General features: G+C 70.6%; 14 protein-coding genes. 8 read left to right on the forward strand and 6 right to left on the reverse strand.

Annotation, left to right across the window (positions count from 1 at the left end):
- The first annotated feature begins 40 nt into the window (after window positions 1–40).
- Window positions 41–949, forward strand: coding sequence for a hypothetical protein (locus K8625_RS27800; protein ID WP_223784396.1), 909 nt, complete (start codon window positions 41–43; stop codon window positions 947–949).
- Window positions 950–989: 40 nt separating this feature from the next.
- On the opposite strand, the gene K8625_RS27805 is transcribed toward K8625_RS27800, so the two are convergent.
- Window positions 990–3,188 carry a PQQ-binding-like beta-propeller repeat protein gene (locus K8625_RS27805; protein ID WP_223784397.1) on the reverse strand — a complete coding sequence of 733 codons (2,199 nt, stop codon included), beginning with the start codon at window positions 3,186–3,188 and terminating at the stop codon, window positions 990–992.
- A gap of 98 nt (window positions 3,189–3,286) precedes the next feature.
- Between K8625_RS27805 and K8625_RS27810 the strand changes: the two genes are divergently transcribed.
- From K8625_RS27810 to K8625_RS27835, 6 genes are all read left to right on the forward strand, one after another.
- Window positions 3,287–5,479 carry an HTH domain-containing protein gene (locus K8625_RS27810; protein ID WP_223784398.1) on the forward strand — a complete coding sequence of 731 codons (2,193 nt, stop codon included), beginning with the start codon at window positions 3,287–3,289 and terminating at the stop codon, window positions 5,477–5,479.
- Window positions 5,480–5,546: 67 nt separating this feature from the next.
- Window positions 5,547–6,461: a HEAT repeat domain-containing protein gene (locus K8625_RS27815; protein ID WP_223749980.1), complete on the forward strand. Its 915-nt coding sequence runs from the start codon at window positions 5,547–5,549 to the stop codon at window positions 6,459–6,461.
- Entirely contained in the window at window positions 6,439–7,092 is a 654-nt protein-coding gene (locus K8625_RS27820; protein ID WP_223784399.1) for a hypothetical protein, read from the forward strand. The genes K8625_RS27815 and K8625_RS27820 overlap by 23 nt, the downstream gene beginning before the upstream one ends.
- A 108-nt stretch (window positions 7,093–7,200) precedes the next feature.
- On the forward strand, window positions 7,201–8,226 hold the full coding sequence (locus tag K8625_RS27825; protein ID WP_255666032.1) for a biotin--[acetyl-CoA-carboxylase] ligase: 1,026 nt from the start codon (window positions 7,201–7,203) through the stop codon (window positions 8,224–8,226).
- A gap of 31 nt (window positions 8,227–8,257) precedes the next feature.
- Window positions 8,258–9,028, forward strand: a complete 771-nt coding sequence (locus K8625_RS27830) for a type III pantothenate kinase (RefSeq protein WP_223749977.1) — start codon at window positions 8,258–8,260, stop codon at window positions 9,026–9,028.
- Window positions 9,025–10,167, forward strand: coding sequence for a hypothetical protein (locus K8625_RS27835; protein ID WP_141331228.1), 1,143 nt, complete (start codon window positions 9,025–9,027; stop codon window positions 10,165–10,167). Before K8625_RS27830 ends, K8625_RS27835 begins: the two co-directional genes overlap by 4 nt.
- Window positions 10,168–10,276: 109 nt before the next feature.
- Here K8625_RS27835 and K8625_RS27840 read toward each other — a convergent pair whose 3' ends face one another.
- From K8625_RS27840 to ald, 4 genes are all read right to left on the reverse strand, one after another.
- Window positions 10,277–12,049: a response regulator gene (locus K8625_RS27840; protein WP_223784401.1), complete on the reverse strand. Its 1,773-nt coding sequence runs from the start codon at window positions 12,047–12,049 to the stop codon at window positions 10,277–10,279.
- Between the two features lie 166 nt (window positions 12,050–12,215).
- Window positions 12,216–13,097, reverse strand: coding sequence for an anti-sigma factor (locus tag K8625_RS27845; protein WP_223784402.1), 882 nt, complete (start codon window positions 13,095–13,097; stop codon window positions 12,216–12,218).
- Between the two features lie 23 nt (window positions 13,098–13,120).
- Window positions 13,121–13,762, reverse strand: a complete 642-nt coding sequence (locus tag K8625_RS27850) for a sigma-70 family RNA polymerase sigma factor (RefSeq protein ID WP_223784403.1) — start codon at window positions 13,760–13,762, stop codon at window positions 13,121–13,123.
- 244 nt (window positions 13,763–14,006) lie between these two features.
- The gene (ald, locus tag K8625_RS27855; RefSeq protein ID WP_223749974.1) at window positions 14,007–15,131 is read right to left on the reverse strand and encodes an alanine dehydrogenase; all 1,125 of its coding nucleotides are present in this window, start codon (window positions 15,129–15,131) and stop codon (window positions 14,007–14,009) included.
- A 204-nt stretch (window positions 15,132–15,335) separates the two neighbouring features.
- Between ald and K8625_RS27860 the strand changes: the two genes are divergently transcribed.
- The gene (locus K8625_RS27860) at window positions 15,336–16,640 is read left to right on the forward strand and encodes a radical SAM protein (protein WP_223784404.1); all 1,305 of its coding nucleotides are present in this window, start codon (window positions 15,336–15,338) and stop codon (window positions 16,638–16,640) included.
- 76 nt (window positions 16,641–16,716) lie between these two features.
- Here K8625_RS27860 and K8625_RS27865 read toward each other — a convergent pair whose 3' ends face one another.
- Window positions 16,717–17,586, reverse strand: coding sequence for a response regulator (locus K8625_RS27865; RefSeq protein WP_223749972.1), 870 nt, complete (start codon window positions 17,584–17,586; stop codon window positions 16,717–16,719).
- Between the last annotated feature and the right edge of the window lie 122 nt (window positions 17,587–17,708).

Here is a 17,708-nt window from a genome sequence, read left to right on the forward strand (position 1 = left end):
TTCATATCACTGCCTGCTCCACCGCACAGGAGACTGCCGCTTGAAGCGCTATTTCGGAGTCATTGTCCTCGTCGCTGGTGTGCTGCTGGGCGCCATCATGAGCTACCGCAGCGCCAGTGCCCGCACCAAGGAGGCGCAGCGCGAGGCAGACGTCCAGCGCATCCGCGCGGACTATCTGGAGCGCGTGGCCTGGCTCCGGGTCAATCCGGACGAGAACGCCTATCGCGAGGAGCTCAAGCCGTTCTTCAAGACGTACTTCGAGCAGGTGGATGACCACCTGAAGGCGTTCAACGGGAACAAGAACTTCGACGGCTATCTCCAGGAGCTGGAGAAGCGGGCGGAGAAGGACGAGCGCGCCGGGGACCGCAAGGCGTTCTACGACTACACGCGCAAGGTGTTCGACAGCCTGCGCGAGGGTCGCTACCGCCCGGTGTGGACGGCGACGGACAAGGGCATGCGCCTGGACGTGGTGTCCTCGGACACCATCATGGTGATGGGCAAGCCGCAGATCCGGCTGCAGCTCGCGCTGTGGGGCGCGCAGCGGCAGCTCAAGGACGAGGGCAAGGTCCTCAAGATGCTGACCAGCGCCACGTTCGACACGGTGTGGAAGCTCACCGACGCGAAGGGGAAGCTCCTGGGCGAGATGCGCGGTGGGGATCCGTCGATGAAGATCGACCACCCGGAGCGCTTCATCGCGGAGTTCCCGCCGCAGCTGGTGCTGGGCCACTACGACCTGGACCTGATGCCCAACGAGGTGGCGAAGCTGGACATGACCATCACCGTCTCGTCGCGCTCGCCCTCGGGCGGGGACGCCACGGCCACGTACGTGTGGAAGCTGGACGTGCCCTCGGAGTGGAAGCTGGGCGCGGGTGAGACGTGGGAGGGCGCCACGCAGGAGGAGCGTCCCGAGGAGGAGATCGACCCGGCGAAGAAGGCCGCCGCGAACTAGCGGTGTGTCGGGTGGGGGAGGGCGAAGCGGGTGTTCGCCCTCACTCCACCACGGTGAAGTGGGAGCCCAGCCGGTACGCGGACAGCGCGCCGGTGTCGTCCAGGAAGTAGAGGTTGAGGCGCACGTCGGCCTGGAGCGCGACGAGCCCCGCCCCCGCGCGCACCTCGGCCAGCACCTGGCCTCCTCGAGGGTCCACCGCGCGCACCCGCTCACCCGGCACCAGCGTCACCCCGCGCGCGGTGCGTGCCGGCAGTGCGCCGATGAGCGGCTCCCCCGCGGCGCCCACGCGCCAGTCCACGGTGCCCGACGAGGCCACGCGCGCCGCGGCCCCCGAGGCGCTGGTCACCACCACGGCGCGAGGCAGGGGCGAGAGCGCGTACGGCCCCGGCCCCAGGTTCAGCGGCCGCTCCCACACGCGCTGGCCCTTGGCGTCCAGGCACAAGAGCATGCCTTCGCGCTCGCGCTCCCCGGCGATGAAGACGCGCGAGCCCACCGGCAGCGGCGCCGACGGGTGGGTGAGGTCCGGCTCGTGCGTCCACGCCGCCTCGCCCGTGTGCGCGTCCGCGAGCAGCAGCGCCCAGTGCGAACCCCGACCGAGCAGCGCGAGGAACCGACGACCCCACGGCACCGGAGCGCCGTGGAAGGGCAGGGGCGCGCGCATCCGGTAGCGCACCTGTCCATCCTCCAGGTCGAGCCCGTAGACATAGCCGGAGTCCGTGGTGACGAGGGCGCGGTGGCCCTGCGTCGTCAGCCAGCTTCGCTGCGTGCGCGGAGGGGCCAGCCGCCACACCTCGCGCCCGGTGGCCTCCGCGAAGGCCACCACGGTGCGGTCCTCGGACAGCGTGAGCAAGAGCCCGTCCTTGCGCAGGAGCAGCGGCCCCAGGGGGATGCCGTCGTGGTCATGCAGCCAGCGCGCCCCCGCGCCCCGGCCCGTGAAGCCGTACACGCGGGAGAGGTCCGCCGCCACCGCGTGGCCGTCCGCCGAGGCCGCCACGCCCAGCGCCGCGGCGCGGCGCCACAGCCGAGACCCGTCCTTGCGCGAGAAGGCCACCGCCGCTTGAGGCGAGCAGCACACCGGCCCGTGACGTCCGAGCAGCAGCCGCGACTCCTCCGCGTCCTCGAGCCCGCGCTGCTCCCACAGCCGCTCGAAGCGCAGCCGTCGCAGCCGGCCGGGGACCTTGAGCGGCTTGGAGGCGCTCTCCGTCGTCCGGGTGCGCTTCTCCCGCGCCGCGCCGGACTGCTCGGGGGGCTCCACGGGGCCGCGCAGATGGGAGAGGCCCTCCCGGCAGCGCTCCGCCAGCTCCACCAGGTAGGGGTTGCCCACCTGCGTCCGGTCCTCCTCCGCGAAGGTGGCCGCGAGCGCCTCGCCCAGGTGGAAGAGGCTCGCCGCGAGCTGCATGCCGGTGAGCGGGAAGGGCACGCCCGCGCGGCCCACCCGCGCCTTGCCGGCCTCCAGGTCGAGCAGCAGCGGGGAGCGGGTGCCCGCGGGCTCCAGCTGGAACCGGGGCTCCTTGAGCTCCACCGCCCGAGCCAGCTCCACCGCCTGGCGCGACAGCTCCAGCACCGTGAGGAACGGCGGCGCCTGGACCTTCCACGCCTCCGGCTTGCCGGGCAGGGCGAGCCACACCTCGCCTGGGCCCAGCAGGGGGGCCAGCGTCCCGGACGGGCTCCGCTTGCCTCCGGAGCAATGCCCCCGGGCGCCGGCGTCCCGGAGCTCGAAGCCGAAGCCGGGCGTCTGGGGCGGCTCCACGCGCTTCACCGAGGGGCGGGCGGGCTCCTCATCCGGGGGACGGGAAGGCCTCGCGAGCTGCTTGAGCGGCTCCGCCAGCGCCTGGGCGAGGGGGGCGGAGACGCTCTTGGGGGCCACCTGGGTGACGTCCGCGAGGAAGCGCGCGCCGGTGGCCTTCACGGCCTCGGTCAGCTCCTGGGCGTCCACCCTGACGGGGGGCCGCATCAGCCGGGCGGGGCGGGCCAGGCTCACCACGAGCAGCTCCACCTCGGCGCCCACCCGTCTCAGGACCAGCTCCAGGTGGGCCTCCGCCAGGGAGACCTGGGCCATGGGCCGGCCCCCCGTGCGAAGAGAGGCCACTGCGCGCACCAAAGCGGGCACCACTTCTGCTAAGGACTCCTCCACCGCTCCGGACAGCAGGTCCACGCCGTCCAGTTCCAGTGCGATGGAATCCAGCGGGGAGGCCGAGGGTTCGCGTTTCCAGCGCTGTCCGATGCGTATGCGGGTCATCTTCCGTTCGTTGACAAGCCAGTTTAGCGATGGCTAGCATCCGCCGCCCATACGGACCTACATTTTTGTAACCGTTCGGAATTCTTGGGGAATACTCGATGACATTTTACGAGGCCGCGCTCCGCATCCTGGAGAGCGAAGGACGTCCCCTCCACTTCCTTGAAATCACCGAGAAGTCCATCCAACAAAGCCTGCTCTCCCACGTCGGCAAGACGCCCGAGGTGACGATGCTCTCGCGCCTGGCCGCCATGGCGCGTCGCACGAGGGATCGCAAGGTGATTGTGACGGCGAAGGACACCTTCGCCCTGGTGGATTGGTCGATTCCCGAGGACGTGGAGGCGCTGGCGCAGACAGGCGTAATCGAGCCGAATCCGGAAGAGGACCTGCCGCCGCTCAGGCCGGCGGAGCGCCATCCGGAGCCGCGCACGGACAACGTGCGAGCCGCGGGCCGGGGCAGTGAGCGCAAGCGCCGCCGGGACGAGGACGAGGAGCGGGGTGGAAAGCGCAAGCGCTTCCCGCCGCTGCCGGAGGTGGTGTTCGAGATCCTCAGCGACGCCGACGGTGGGCTGCGCACGGAGGCCATCATCGAGCGCGCCCGGAGCAAGGAGCTGTGCGCCGAGGACCTCACGGTGGAGGCGGTGCTCACGGCGCTCCTGGAGGACAACCAGCGTCGCATCGACGCGGGTCGCCGGCCGCAGTACGCGTTCAACAAGGACTCCGGCGAGGTGACGCTGGAGCGCGCGGGCTCGCCGAGCGAGGCGCCGTCGCTGGAGCTGCAGGCCGCGTTCGCGCAGGCGCTGGGGATTCCGCTGGAGGCGGGCCGGCCGGTGCTGGCGCGCTCCTCGGCCGCGGCGGTCGCGGGCGAGCCGGTGGTGGACGCGGCGCTGCTCACCACGCTGCGCACGTCGCTCAAGGACGCGCGCCGCGCGGTGGCGCGAGGGCTGCGCAAGCGCCTGGGCGACGCGGACGTGGGCACGTTCGAGAAGTCCGTCGTGAAGATGATGCACGGGCTGGGCTTCCGCGAGCTGAAGGTGGCCAAGCGCTCCAAGGAAGGCCCCCTGCTCACCGCGCGCAAGCGCGAGGGCAGCGTGGAGCTGCGCTACGCGGTGCGGATGCTCAAGGGCACGCCCGGCATCGACCGCAAGTGCGTGCAGGAGCTGCGGCGCGACCTGAGCCACTACTCGGCGCAGGTGGGCCTGCTGGTGAGCGCGGGCGACGTGCGCGGCGACGCGCGCACCGAGGCGCAGGCCAGCGGCTCGCTGGTGATGCTGTGGTGCGGCGACGCGCTGGGTGAGAAGTTCCTGGAGGCCGAGACGGCCGTCACCGTCACCCGGGTGGAGCTGTACGAGATCGACGAGCGCTTCTTCGAGGCCGCCAAGCTGGACGCCGAGGAGGCCCAGAAGCGCCGCGAGGAGCGTCAGCGCGAGAAGCAGTCCCGCGAGGACGAGTCCCCCGAGGTCGCCGCGTCGTCGGAGCGCCCGCGCGAGAAGCGTCGCCGCGAGCGTGGCGAGAAGCGCGCGTCCGCTTCGCCTTCGTCCGACGAGGTGGAGGTCTCCTCCGAGGGCGGTGAGGCTCGCGCCCAGGGCGACGTCGCGGTCGAGGCCGCTCCCGCCGTGTCCGCGCCCGCGCCCCAGAACACGGGCTCCGAGGACGAGGAGGGCGAGGACGACGACGAGGGTGATGACGACGACCTGGAGGCCGCGAGCGCCTTCGTGGGGGCCCGTCCGGAGGGCGCCGAAGCGAACGGCGAGCCCGGCCAGGGAGACCGCAAGCGCCGCCGCCGTCGCCGTCGTGGACGTCGGGGTCGTGGGAACCGGGGTGCCGAGGCTGGCGCCACTCCGGCGGGTGGCACTCCGGCGGAGGCCGCGAGCGGCGCCGCTCCCACGGGCGAGGCCGCGAGCGCGCCCCAGGCGCAGGCGGAGGGCGCTCCCGCTCCCGAGGGTGAGGCGAGCATCGCCGCGCCCCAGCCCCAGGCGGAGGGCACCCCCTCTCCCGACGGTGAGGCGGGCATCGCGAAGCACCAGGACCTGGTGGCCGCGCCCGAGGTCAACGTGAGCGAGGCCACCGCGCCGAGCCCGGAGGCCGTCCCCGTGGCGGGTTCCCTGGCCGAGGCGCTGGAGGCCAGCACCCGGACCGAGGGCATCACCGAGCCCGAGGCGCCGGTCCGCGAGGCGCAGGTCCAGCCGGAGGCGGTCGTCCCGTCCGTGTCCGGTCCGGAAGCGGAGTCGCACGAGGTGCGAGAGGATGCGCACCGTCCCGCGAAGAGCCCGTCCGAAGGGGGAGAGGGCTGACACCGTCTGGCGCGGAGGGTGGGAATGGCCGGCGCGGGCCCGCTTCGGGTGTTACCCTGAGGGGGCGATGAAGCCGGCCCTGATTCTCGCCTTCTGCGCCGTCCTCCTCGGCGCCTGCCGCTCGCAGGCGCCGCGCTACCCCGTCTCTCCGGTGGATGTCTCCGGAGCGACGGTGAAGGACAACGCCCTCCTGGGCCTGGCGCCCGAGGGCGTGGCGACGTTGTTCACCCAGTCCCTGAAGTCCTCCGGCCGCTTCGAGCTGAAGGGCGACGAGGTGACGAAGGACGTCCGGCCCTGGCGCCTGACGTTGGACGTGCCCTTCACGCGCGAGGTCCTGAAGGACGGGGATCCGCGCAGCTTCGCCGAGGTGGGCGCCAACCTCGTGCTGGAGCGCTTCGGAGGGGAGCTGCCCCAGCACTACGAGGTGGTGGGACTGGGCGAGGCGCCGGTGATGGAGGACTCGCCCGCGGGCCGGCAGGCCGCCATGCGCGCCGCGCTGGACGCCGTGCTCAAGCAGGTGACGGACTCCGCGGTGATGCAGCTCAACGCGCTGGAGCGCACGGACGACGTGCTGGTGCAGGAGCTGCGCGCGGACGATGCGCGGCTGCGTGAGTTCGCGCTGCGCACGCTGGCCGAGCGCCAGCACCCCGCCGCGGCGCCGCTGCTCATCGAGCGGCTCAAGGAGTCCTCGGACGGGGACGTGCTGCGCAAGACGATTGGCGCGCTGGTGGAGATGAAGGCGCGCGTGGCGGTGCCGGCGCTCATCGACCTGGCGCGCGGCAAGGACAACGGCTTCGTGCAGGAGCTCGTCTTCGCGGTGGGCGAGATTGGTGGCCCGGAGGCGGAGGCGTACCTGTATACGGTGGCCCAGGGGCATGACGCGCCCGCCGTGCAGGCCGCGGCGCAGCAGGCCCTGGAGACGCTCTACGCTTCACGCAAGCACATCACCGCGGAGGCGCGTGGCCGGGACCACGCGGACTGACATCGAGATGAACCGTTCGTTCGGAGTGGGCGCCGCCGCCCTGCTGGCCACGATGATGCTGGGGAGCGGCTGCTCCAAGCGCGTGGAGTCGGAGTCGCAGACGTCGGCCGTGGCCGGGAGCGTGGCGGACTACTACCCGCTCGCGGTGGGCAACAGCTGGACGTACCGGCAGAACGGCCGCGCCGACAAGCTCGTCACGGTGGAGATCCTCAAGCAGGAGGAGGGCTTCTTCCACGACAACCAGGGCGGCCAGCTCGCCGTGGATGCCTACGGGCTGAGGGACCCCAAGCGCTACCTGCTGCGGGGCCCCCTGGAGACCGGGCACGCGTGGACGAACGTGGTGTCGGTGTCGTCCACCGAGCGCTATCGCATCGTCCAGGCGGGCAGCGCGTGTGACACCCCCGCGGGCACCTTCCCGTCCTGCGTGCAGGTGGAGGGGCGCAACCGGGTGGATGCCCAGGCCACGCTCGTCAACGCGATGACGTTCGCGCCGGGCGTCGGGATGGTGCGCATGGAGATCTTCCTGGAGACGGCGAGCCAGCAGCGCATCCCCCAGACGCACCTGGAGCTCACCGCCTACGAGGTGGGTGGGAGTCGTGCCCCCGGGGCGAGCACCCCACCGGCCGGCTGAAGGCCGGGACGGAGGGCGAGGAGGGGCCGCCGAGGGCCCCGGCCCGGCGAGTTGAAAGCCCGGCCGCCGCTCCGTACCCTTGCGCTCTCGTGAGGTGTCGCCGTGGCCCTGGAATCGACCGAGCAGACGCAGGAGGAACTCATCCTCGGGTTCCTCTCCGAGAGTGGTGAGGACTACACCTCCGGGGAGGCCCTGTCGGGCAAGCTGGGGCTGTCCCGCACGGCGGTCTGGAAGCGGGTGGAGGCCCTGCGCATCAAGGGCTATCGCATCGAGGCCATCCCCGCCCGGGGCTACCGGCTGGTGGAGGTCCCGGACCGCCTCACCGCGCTGGAGGTCGCGCCGCTGCTGGAGACCCATGACCTGGGCCGGACGGTCCATCACCACGCGGTGCTGGGCTCCACCAACGAGGTGGCGTTCCGGCTGGCGCAGGACGGCGCCGAGCACGGCGAGGTGGTGGTGGCCGAGCAGCAGACCTCTGGCAAGGGCCGCCGGGGCCGCGCCTGGGTGTCGCCGCCGGGGCTGAACCTGTACTTCTCCGCCATCCTCCGCCCGGAGCTGCCGCCCCAGCGCGCGCCGGAGCTGACGCTGGTGGCCGCCGTCGCGCTGGCGGAGACGCTGCGCGAGTGCGGGGTGGACGCCGCCATCAAGTGGCCCAACGACGTGCACATCGACGGGCGCAAGGTGGCGGGCATCCTCACGGAGCTGTCGGCCGAGCCGGAGCGGGTGCACTTCGTCATCGTCGGGGTGGGGGTCAACCTCAACTGCCAGGACGAGCACTTCCCCGAGGAGCTGCGCGGGGTGGCCACCTCGCTGTCGCTGGCCCGGGGCGAGAAGGTGCACCGCGCCCGGTTCGCCGCCTCCCTGTGGACGCGCATGGAGGAGTGGCTGGACCTGTACCTGGAGACGGGGTTCGACGCGGTGCGCGCCCGGTGGAAGGAGCTGTCGTCCACCCTGGGGCAGGACGTGCTGGTGCGCACGGACCGCAGCGAGTTGCGGGGCCTGGCCGAGGACATCGACCCGTCCGGCGCGTTGCTGGTGCGCACGGAGGGCGGACAGCTGGAGCGCGTGCTGGCCGGAGACGTGGAGCAGCTGCGCCCCAGGCAGTCGCCGCGCTCGCGCCAGACGCCCCGCTGAGCGGCGCCTTCGGAGTAGAGTGCGCGGGGTGATGCTCCTGGCCATCGACGTTGGCAACACCAACACCGCCCTCGGGGTGTTCGAGGGCCGACGGCTGCTCGACCACTGGCGCGTGGAGACGAGCACCCGGCGCACCTCGGATGAGTACGGCATCCTGGTGCGCCAGCTCTTCTCGCACAGCGGCATCGACGCGGCGAAGGTGGGCGCGGTGGCGGTGTCCAGCGTGGTGCCGCCGCTCCAGTTCAGCCTGGAGAAGATGAGCGAGCGCTACTTCCGCATGCGGCCCATGTTCGTGGGGCCTGGCGTGAAGACGGGCATGCCCATCCTCTACGACAACCCTCGCGAGGTGGGCGCGGACCGCATCGTCAACGCGGTGTCCGCGTACGAGAAGCACCGCTCGGCGCTCATCGTCGTGGACTTCGGCACCGCCACCACGTTCGACGCGGTGTCCGCGCGGGGCGAGTACCTGGGCGGCTGCATCTGCCCGGGCATCAACATCTCCATGGAGGCCTTGTTCCAGAACGCCTCCAAGCTGCCGCGCGTGGAGTTCGCGCGGCCGCCGCATGTCATCGGCCGCAACACGGTGCACTCGATGCAGTCGGGGCTCGTGTACGGCTACGTCGGGATGGTGGACGGCATCTGCGCGCGCATGCAGGCCGACCTGGGCCACCCCGTGAGGGTCGTCGCCACCGGAGGGCTCGCGCCGCTGGTGGCCAGTGAATCCAAGGCCATCCACGAAGTGGACGAGTTCCTCACGCTCGAGGGCCTGCGCATCATCTACGGAAGGAACCACGCGACATGACCACCGCCGCCCCCAGCAACGTCCCGGCGCCTCCCCCGGGCTGCCCCTTCAACGCGGAGTTCCTCCCGCCCAACCTGCGCAAGCACGTGGACCCGGCCGCGCCGGTGCCGCTGCGGATGATGGCCGCCAAGTCGCTCGTGCCGCTCAGCCCGTCCGACATGCTGGGCGCGCTGTACATGCTGACGTACGACCCGGACGCGGGCGTGCGCGAGACGGCGGCGAAGACGTCCGCGGGCCTGCCCGAGAAGATCCTCGGCTCCGCGCTGCGCGACGAGGAGGTGCAGCCCCAGGTGCTGGGCTACTTCCTCGGGCTGCTCAAGGACAAGGATGCCTACGCGGAGATGCTCGTCCTCAACTCGAACACGCCCGACGAGGCCGTGGCCCAGGTGGCGCGCGAGTGTGGACCGAAGCTGGCGGAGATCATCGGGCAGAATCAGCTGCGCCTGTTGCGCTACGAGGACATCCTGCGCGGCCTGTGCGCCAACGCCCAGGCGCCGGTGTCCCTCATCGACAGCGTCTGTGACTTCGCGGTGCGCAGCGGCCTGCAGCTGACGGACGTGCCGCAGATGAAGGCCGCGCGCGTGCGCCTGTTCGGCCCCGAGGCCGCCGAGGCGCCGCCGGACCCGGGCCCCACCGCGCAGGAGGTGCTCCAGGAGATGGGCGGCGAGGTGGCGGACGAGAACGCCGCGCCCATGGAGGAGGGCAAGCGCCTGACGCTGGCCCAGCGGCTGATGAAGATGTCCATCGCGGAGAAGATCAAGCTGGCCACGCTGGGCAACAAGGAGGCCCGCGGCGCGCTCATCCGCGAGACGAACAAGCTGGTCGCCGTGGCCGTCATCCGCAGCCCGCGCATCACCGACGGCGAGGTGCTCGCGTGCGCCTCCAACCGCGCGATGATGGATGACGTGCTGCGCGTCATCTACAACAACCGCGAGTGGACCAAGAACATGAAGGTGAAGCTGGCCCTGGTGAAGAACCCCAAGGTGCCGCTCACCGTCACGATGAAGTTCCTCAACGCCCTGCGCGACGGCGAGCTCAAGGACCTGAGCCGCGACAAGAACGTGCCGGCCGCGGTGCAGACGTTCGCCAAGAAGCTGCTGGAGAAGAAGACCGCCCCCAAGAAGACCGACGACAAGTAGACGGGGCGGGGTGGGGGAGCCCTCTTTCAAAGAGGGCTTCGACCCCGGGTTCCACCGCCGCTCCAGCGCCTTGCATCGAGCCAGTGGCGGGAGCGGCGTGGGGGCTGCCTCAGGCCGCCGCTTCGTCGGCGTCGTCGGCCACGGAGGAGGCGTTCTCCTCGAGCAGCTGCTGGGCGATGGCGAGCGCCTTCTTCGTCTTCTCGCGCAGCTTCTCGTCGTTCTTGATGCGCGCGTAGAGCTTGGTGACCCGCTCCTCGTTGCGCACGGCGGTGGCCTCCAGCTCGGCGATGCGGCGGCGCAGCTCGTCGGCCTCCTCGGCCGCGCGGGTGCCCTGCTCGGACAGCTCCGTCTGCGTCTGCTCCAGCTGGGAGCGCAGCTCCTCGGCCTCGCGCTGGGCGCTCTCCACCTGTCCGCGCAGGGTGTCGGCCTCCTCGCGCGCCGTCTGCACGTCGACCTCGAGCTGACCGGTGCGGTTGCGCAGCTCCTCCAGCTCCGCGTTGAGGCCCGCCGTCTGCGCGGCCTGCTGATCCAGCTCCTCCTGGAGCGTCGTCACCTGGGCGGCGGCGCCACGCGCCTCCTCCTTGGAGGTGGCGAGCTGCTGGTCCACGCGCTTGCGCTCCGCCGTCAGCGTGTCCACGCGGGTGGTGAGCGTCTTGATCTGCGCGTCGCGCCGGGCCATCTCCGACTCGGTCGTGCTGGACGCCTGCTCGAGCTCCAGGTGCTGGTCCTTGAGCTCGACGATCTCCTGGTCCTTCTGGTTCAGCTCCGTCTTGAGTCGGAGGATCTCCTTGTCGCGCTTGTTGACGGCGTCGCGCAGCGCGAAGGTGTCCTTGTCGTTCTTGCCGGTGGCGGCGCGGGCCGTCTCCAGCTCGGTGGCCTTGCCCTCCAGCTCGGCCTCCAGCTCACGCACCCGGTCCTCGGCCTGGGAGGCGGTGCCGCGCGAGTCCTCCAACGCGGCCTGCAGCTCGGCCACCTTCGCGCGCAGGCTGCGCAGCTCGGCGGCGTCCGCGGCGGAGGTGACAGGCGCCGCGGCCACGGGCGCGCTGGTGGCCACCGCGGGCGTGCGCGCGGGCGGCGTCGGCGTGCGCGCGGGGGGCGGGGTGGTGGCCTTGGGCGGCTCGATGACCTTCAGCGGGGCGGGCGCCACCGGCGCGGTGGCGACGGGCATGAAGCCCACGACCGTCTTCTCCGAGTCGTCCAGCGAGTCCAGCGCATCGTCCGCGTCCGAGCCGAGCGCGTCCAGGCCGGAGAAGTCCTCCTCCACGCCCTCGACGACGGCGTCGGGCGGGGCCTCCACGGGCTCCTCGACGATGGCGGCGGGCTCGGGCTCCGGCGACGACATGTCGCTGAACGCCGCGTCCAGGTCCAGCTCCTCGCCGGCGACCGCGGGCTCCTCGTCCTCGCCGGTGTCGACGGAGATCTCCTCACCGAAGTCCGCCGTCATCGGCTCGTCGCCGAGCGCGTCCAGCGTGAGGCTCTCGTCGACCACATCCTCGGAGACGGCCACTTCGGGGAAGCCGATGATGGCGCCCACGCGCTCGGTGAGCAGGTTGGCGTCCACCGGCATGGGCACGTACTCGTCCGCGTGCGCCTTCAGCTTGCGGTGCTGCGCGAAGCCATCCGGGTTGCCGACGATGACGATGGGGACGTTCTTGAGGTCGTCGTCCTTCTTCAGCTTGCCGCAGATGAGGTAGCCGTTCTGTCCGGCGGACAGCTCCACCGCCAGCACGACGAGGTCGGGCCTGTCGCGGCGAATCTGCTCCACGCTGCCCTTGCCGTCCGCGGTGTCCTCCACGGTGAAGCCCCGTCCCTCCAGGACGGGCCTCAGGGTGGCTGCGAGGGCGGTGTCGCTCTTTTCGACGATCAGGATTTTCTTGGACATGTAGGAACGGCCCGACCTGGGTGCGGCGCGCGCGGGCGCCACGGGTGACGGTGGCGCGCGAGGAAAGAAGCGCCGTCGAGGCTATCGGCCATGTCAGGGACCGTCAAATGTTCGGGCCGTACGAAACTCCGCCCGCAGGGCAGTCGGGCAGGCGCCACAGCACGCTTCAGGGAAACGACGCGGGCTCGACGGAGACGGCGGGGCGCGAGCGCGCGGGCATCGGGAGTGTCTGGTACGAGTAATTCCCGTCCGCGGACTCCATCGCCCGGGGCGTGCTGGCCAACGCGGCGCCGTGCTCGCGCTCCTCGAGCATGCGCAGGATGTCACGCTCGTCCATGTCGGTGACCATCTCGTAGACGACCTCGTGATCCCGCCAGGTCACGATGTTGAAGCCCTGCGCGGAGTCGACCTCCACCGCGGGCAGCGCCTGGGGACGGGGGCTCGACTCGTCCGGCACCACGAACACGCCGAGCCGCCGGCTGGGGCCACCCTCGTCGGGGAGCGTCTCGTAGCTGATGTACGCCACTTCGCGGCCGTTGAGGATGGAGATGCGGCCGCCCAGCGGCTTGGCGCGAGGCAGCTGTGGCAGCGCGACGCGAGGGTCCACCGTGCCCTTGAACCACGTCTCCAGCTGCTCGGAGTTGGACGCGGTGACTTCGTACGGCAGCGGACGCTTGAAGCGCAGGACCAGCTCTTCCTTCGCCAGCCGCTCGCGCTTGCCCGCCTGATACGCGGACCAGCCGCTCGTCACCGTTACCACCACCAGGGCGACGGCGCCCGCGCGCAGCCAGACCCCATATTGCGCGCGGCGGTGCTCCTGGTGGAGCCCCTGGGCGATGCCCGCGCGGAGCGAGGCCGGGGCCTGCATCCGCTGCACGGAGTGTCTGGCGGCCCGCCGCAGGGCGAGCTGCATGTTCCGCTCTTCCTCCACGCGGCGCTGACATCCAGCGCACGCGGAGAGGTGGGATTCGAGGTCGACCCGCTCCTCCGGCTGGAATTCGCCGTCGAGGTACGGATACAGAAGCCGTTCGAGTTCCTGGCAGGTCATGGGCGCGCGGTAGGAACCTGTTTCTACCCCGTCTTCTTCCTTTGACGATACTCTTCGAGGTTCGCCGGGGGCTCCGCGCCCTCTCCCTCGTGGCGGAAGACACCCTGGCCCACCGCGTACTCGCGCAGCGTCTTCTGCAGGAGCTTGCGGCCTCGGAACAGGCGGCTCATCACGGTGCCGACAGGGCACTCGAGGATCTCGGCGATCTCCTTGTAGGAGAACTCCTGCAGGTCCGCGAGGATGACCACCAGCCTGAAGTCGATGGGCAAGGAGTCGATGGCTCGCAGCACGTCGTCCGACAGGAGCCGGTCGAAGAAGTACTGCTCCGGGTTGGCCGCGAAGTCCGTCGCGTCCCGGCTCACGAAGCGCTCGTGCACCGCCTCGCGCTCGACGCCCTCCACCACCGTGCGCTCCTTCACCTTGCGCCGGTAGCGGTTGATGAACGTGTTGGTGAGGATCTTGAAGAGCCAGGCCTTGATGTTGGTGCCCCGCTCGAACTTGTCGAAGAAGCGGTAGGCCCTCATGCAGGTGTCCTGCACCAGGTCCTCGGCATCGCGCTCGTTCTTCGTCAGGCGCAGGGCCGCCGAATAGAGCGGGTCCAGGTGGGCCAGCGCCAGTTCCTCGAATTCCTGCTTCGTCCGGTTGGGTTGTCTGAAATCCAACATGTCCCGCCTTCCAGAGGCCCGAAACAATTGGGGAATGAGTTGTCGCCTGCCCATCAATGTATGCACGGGAACAGAACTGGCAACAACGGCTTCCCAGTCACACCCGCCCGTCCGGTCGCTTCGGGTACGCCAGACTCCCGACGGGGAACTTTATTCCCCATTTTCAATAACGAAGGGGAGACGGGATGTCGCCATCCACGCCTCCCCCTCGGGAAGTGCCCTGCCTGTCAGGCTGCTGGGCGGGCTACTTGCGCGCGAGCGCCTCGGAGATGGAGAGGTACTCGTACCCCAGGTCCTTGGCGACGGCCTCGTAGGTGACGTGGCCGTTGTAGGTGTTCATCGCACGGGCCAGGGCGCGGTCCGACTTCACGGCCTCCACCAGGCCCATGTCGGCGATCTTCCGCGAGTAGGGACGGGTGGTGTTGGTGAGGGCGTACGTGGACGTCTGGGGGACGGCGCCGGGCATGTTGGCGACGCAGTAGTGGACGACGCCGTGCACCTCGAACGTCGGGTTGTCGTGCGTGGTGGGCTTGCAGGTCTCGATGCAGCCGCCCTGGTCCACCGCGACGTCGACGACGACGGAGCCCGGGGTCATCTCGGAGATGAGCGACTCGGAGACGAGCTTGGGGGCCTTGCCGCCGGGGATGAGCACCGCGCCCACGACCAGGTCGGCCTCGCGCACGGAGGCGGCGATGCTCTCCGTGTCGGAGGCGAGCACGCTGACGCGGCCGAGGAACACGTCGTCCAGGTAGGTCAGGCGCTCCAGGTTGACGTCGAGGATGGTGACCTCGGCGCCCATGCCCACGGCGACCTTCGCGGCGCACAGGCCGACGACGCCGCCACCGATGACGGTGACGCGGCCGCGGCGCACGCCGGGCACGCCGCCCAGCAGGATGCCCTTGCCACCGTGCGCCTTCTCCAGGCACGCGGCGCCCACCTGGATGGCCATCTTCCCGGCCACCTCGGACATGGGCTTGAGCAGGGGGAGGCTGCCGTCATCCAGCTGCAGCGTCTCGTAGGCGACGGCCGCCGCCTTCTTCTTCACGAGCGTCTTCGTCAGCTCCGGGTCCACGCCGGCCAGATGGAAGTACGTGTAGATGATCTGCCCGGGCTGGATGCGCTCGTACTCCGGCGCGATGGGCTCCTTCACCTTGACGATCATCTCCGCGCGCTTCCAGACCTCGTCCGCGCTGGCGACGAGCGTCGCGCCCACGCGCTGGTACTCCGAGTCGGGGATGCCAGAGCCGACGCCGGCGTTCGTCTCGACCAGCACCGTGTGGCCCGCGCTCGTGAGCGCGCGCACGCCCGCAGGCACCATGCCGACGCGGTACTCACGGGTTTTGATCTCCTTGGGAACTCCGACGATCACGACTTGCCTCCGAGAGGGGGACTGAAAAAGCGCGCGGACCCTAACGGGGCGTCTAGAGGGAATCAAGGCGTCCGCCCAAGCGGTGCACATGTCACCGGTGAGCCTTTGTTACCTCGGAGGGATGACGCGCGGCGTTGAATGCAGTGCGTCCGATGACGGTTCGCCATCGAAACAGAAGGGGGGCCGGTGGTAGTTAGCGTCCCCATGACGTCCGCGCCGAAGCTGCTGTTCGCCGACCCCAAGGGCCGGGTGATGGAGCATCCCTACCTGCTGGCCACGCTGCGCAGCGGAGAAGAGCTCGTTCCTCCCCAGGACAAGCCCATCCCGCTGCCGTCCGCCGGGCGGCTGGTGCACTTGCCGGGCAGGCTGCCCGTGGGCCTGCACCCCGACACGGGGGAGCTGGAGCTGGTGCGGCAGATGAACGTGGGTGGCAAGACGTTCGTCCCCAACGCGGTGGGCGCGCTGCTGCCCCCGGGCTACACGCGCACGTTCCTTCCGGGCGAGGTGAAGGGAGACGGGCCGGTGCTGCCGCAGTGGGCATACACGGCGGCGGCGTGGGGGAAGGATGGGCCGGTGGCGTGGGCCATCCACACGGACCGCCGCTCGCATTGGGATCCGGAGCGCTACTCCACGCCGGACATGAAGGCGCTCGTGGACGCGCACATGAAGCGCTTCCCGGACAACCGCGTGCTCAAGCAGCTCAAGACGTGCGCGCTGTTGTACCGGTGCTTCACGTCGCAGAACACGTTCTATGTCCGCGACGAGGCGGCCATCCCCGCGTCCGTGATGTGCAACGCGCGCTGCGTGGGCTGCATCTCCGACCAGCCGGCGGACGGACCTCCCGCGTCGCACGAGCGCATGGATGACGGGCCCACCGCGGAGGAGATGGGCGCCATCGGCCTGTTCCATCTGGAGAACGCGCAGGGCCGCACCATGGTGAGCTTCGGCCAGGGCTGCGAGGGCGAGCCGCTCACGCGCTGGAAGTTCATCGCGGAGTCCATCCGCTACATGCGCGCGCGCACGCAGAAGGGCTCCATCAACATCAACACCAACGCCAGCCTCACCCAGGGCCTGGAGGCGCTGCTCGACGCGGGCCTGGACGCCGTGCGCGTGTCGCTCAACGCGGCGACCAAGGGCCTCTACGAGGCGTACTACAAGCCGGTGAAGTACGGCTGGGAGGACGTGGAGGCGTCCATCGCCCTCGCGCGCGAGCGCGGCGCGTACCTGGCGCTCAACCTGCTCCTGTTCCCCGGCGTCACGGACCGCGAGGGCGAGGTGAAGGCGCTGGAGCGGCTGGTGAAGAAGTACCGCGTGGACCAGGTGCAGACGCGCTCCCTGGCCATCGACCCGCTCCAGTACCTGGAGGCCGCGCGCGACGTGGGCGCGGGTGGAGAGCCGGTGGGCGTGCGCACGCTGCTGCAGCGACTGAAGGCGGCGCGGCCCGGCATCATCATCGGCAACTTCGCGCGGGGACTCGAGGAGCGCGAGAACGCCGCGGGGCGCGGGTAGGGCGCTCGACTCGGGAGGATGGGGCCCGGTGAGGAGGGCCCTTCATCCAGCAGGACGGGACGACGTGGGCGGAGGGCTACTCGCCGCCGGGGGGCATCAGCTCCTTGGCCACCAGGTTGCCCATCACGGCGTCCTTGGGGATGTAGCCGTCGGCGCCAGCCTCGCGGCAGATGCGCTGGAGCTCCTCGACATTCTCGCCGGAGCACAAGAGCACCTTGATGCCCTTGAAGAGGCTGTTGCTCTTGATGAAGCGGCAGAACTGCTCGCCGTTCACGTTGGGCATGCGCACGTCCAGCAGCACCAGGTCCGGACGCGTCTGCTTCTTGAGGATGATCTTCGTGGCCTTGTCCGCGGTGTCCGCGACGTGGACCTCGAAGCCCTTGGCGACCAGGTCCGCCTCGATGATCCGCGCGGTCATCTCACTGTCGTCGACGATGAGGATGCGCGGCTTGCGGCCGCCCGTGCTGGGCGCGGCCTTGAGGCCCGTGGAGGCGATGGGCGCGGGCGCGGCGGGGGCCGCCTGGGGGGCCTCCGTGGGGGCGGGCGCGGCGGGAGCGGGGACGGCGGCGGGGACACCCAGGGCGGGGGCGCCGATGAGGTTCATCACGCCGCTGATGACGGCCTCCAGGCCGCCGCTCTTGAGGATGTAGCCGTCCGCGCCGGAGGCCTTCGTCTTGCCGGCCAGCTCCGCCTCCGAGATGTCGGAGTAGAGCACCAGCTTGGAGGTGACCTTCTTCTGGCTCCGGAGGTACTCGACGACGTCGTCGCCGAACATCTCCGGCATGTTCACGTCCATGAGGATGAGCGCGAACGGCCCCTCGGAGAGCTTCTGGTTGAGGCTCGTCAGGTCCTGGGCCCCGCTCACCTGATAGCCGGCGGCGGTGAGGGCCCGGACGGTGAGCTCCACCAGCATCGGGCTGTCATCAATGACCAGTACGCGCGACATCGTCCTCCTCAAAGGATTCGGGGTGGAACCCTACACCTTTGGTTCAGCGCGGACCATCGAAACGGCGAGCGGCCGGCCAGCTTGATGCCGACACTTGACCGGTTTTCGTCCCCTCCGGATAC

Source organism: Myxococcus sp. AS-1-15 (assembly GCF_020037055.1).
Classification (GTDB): Bacteria; Myxococcota; Myxococcia; order Myxococcales; family Myxococcaceae; genus Myxococcus; species Myxococcus fulvus.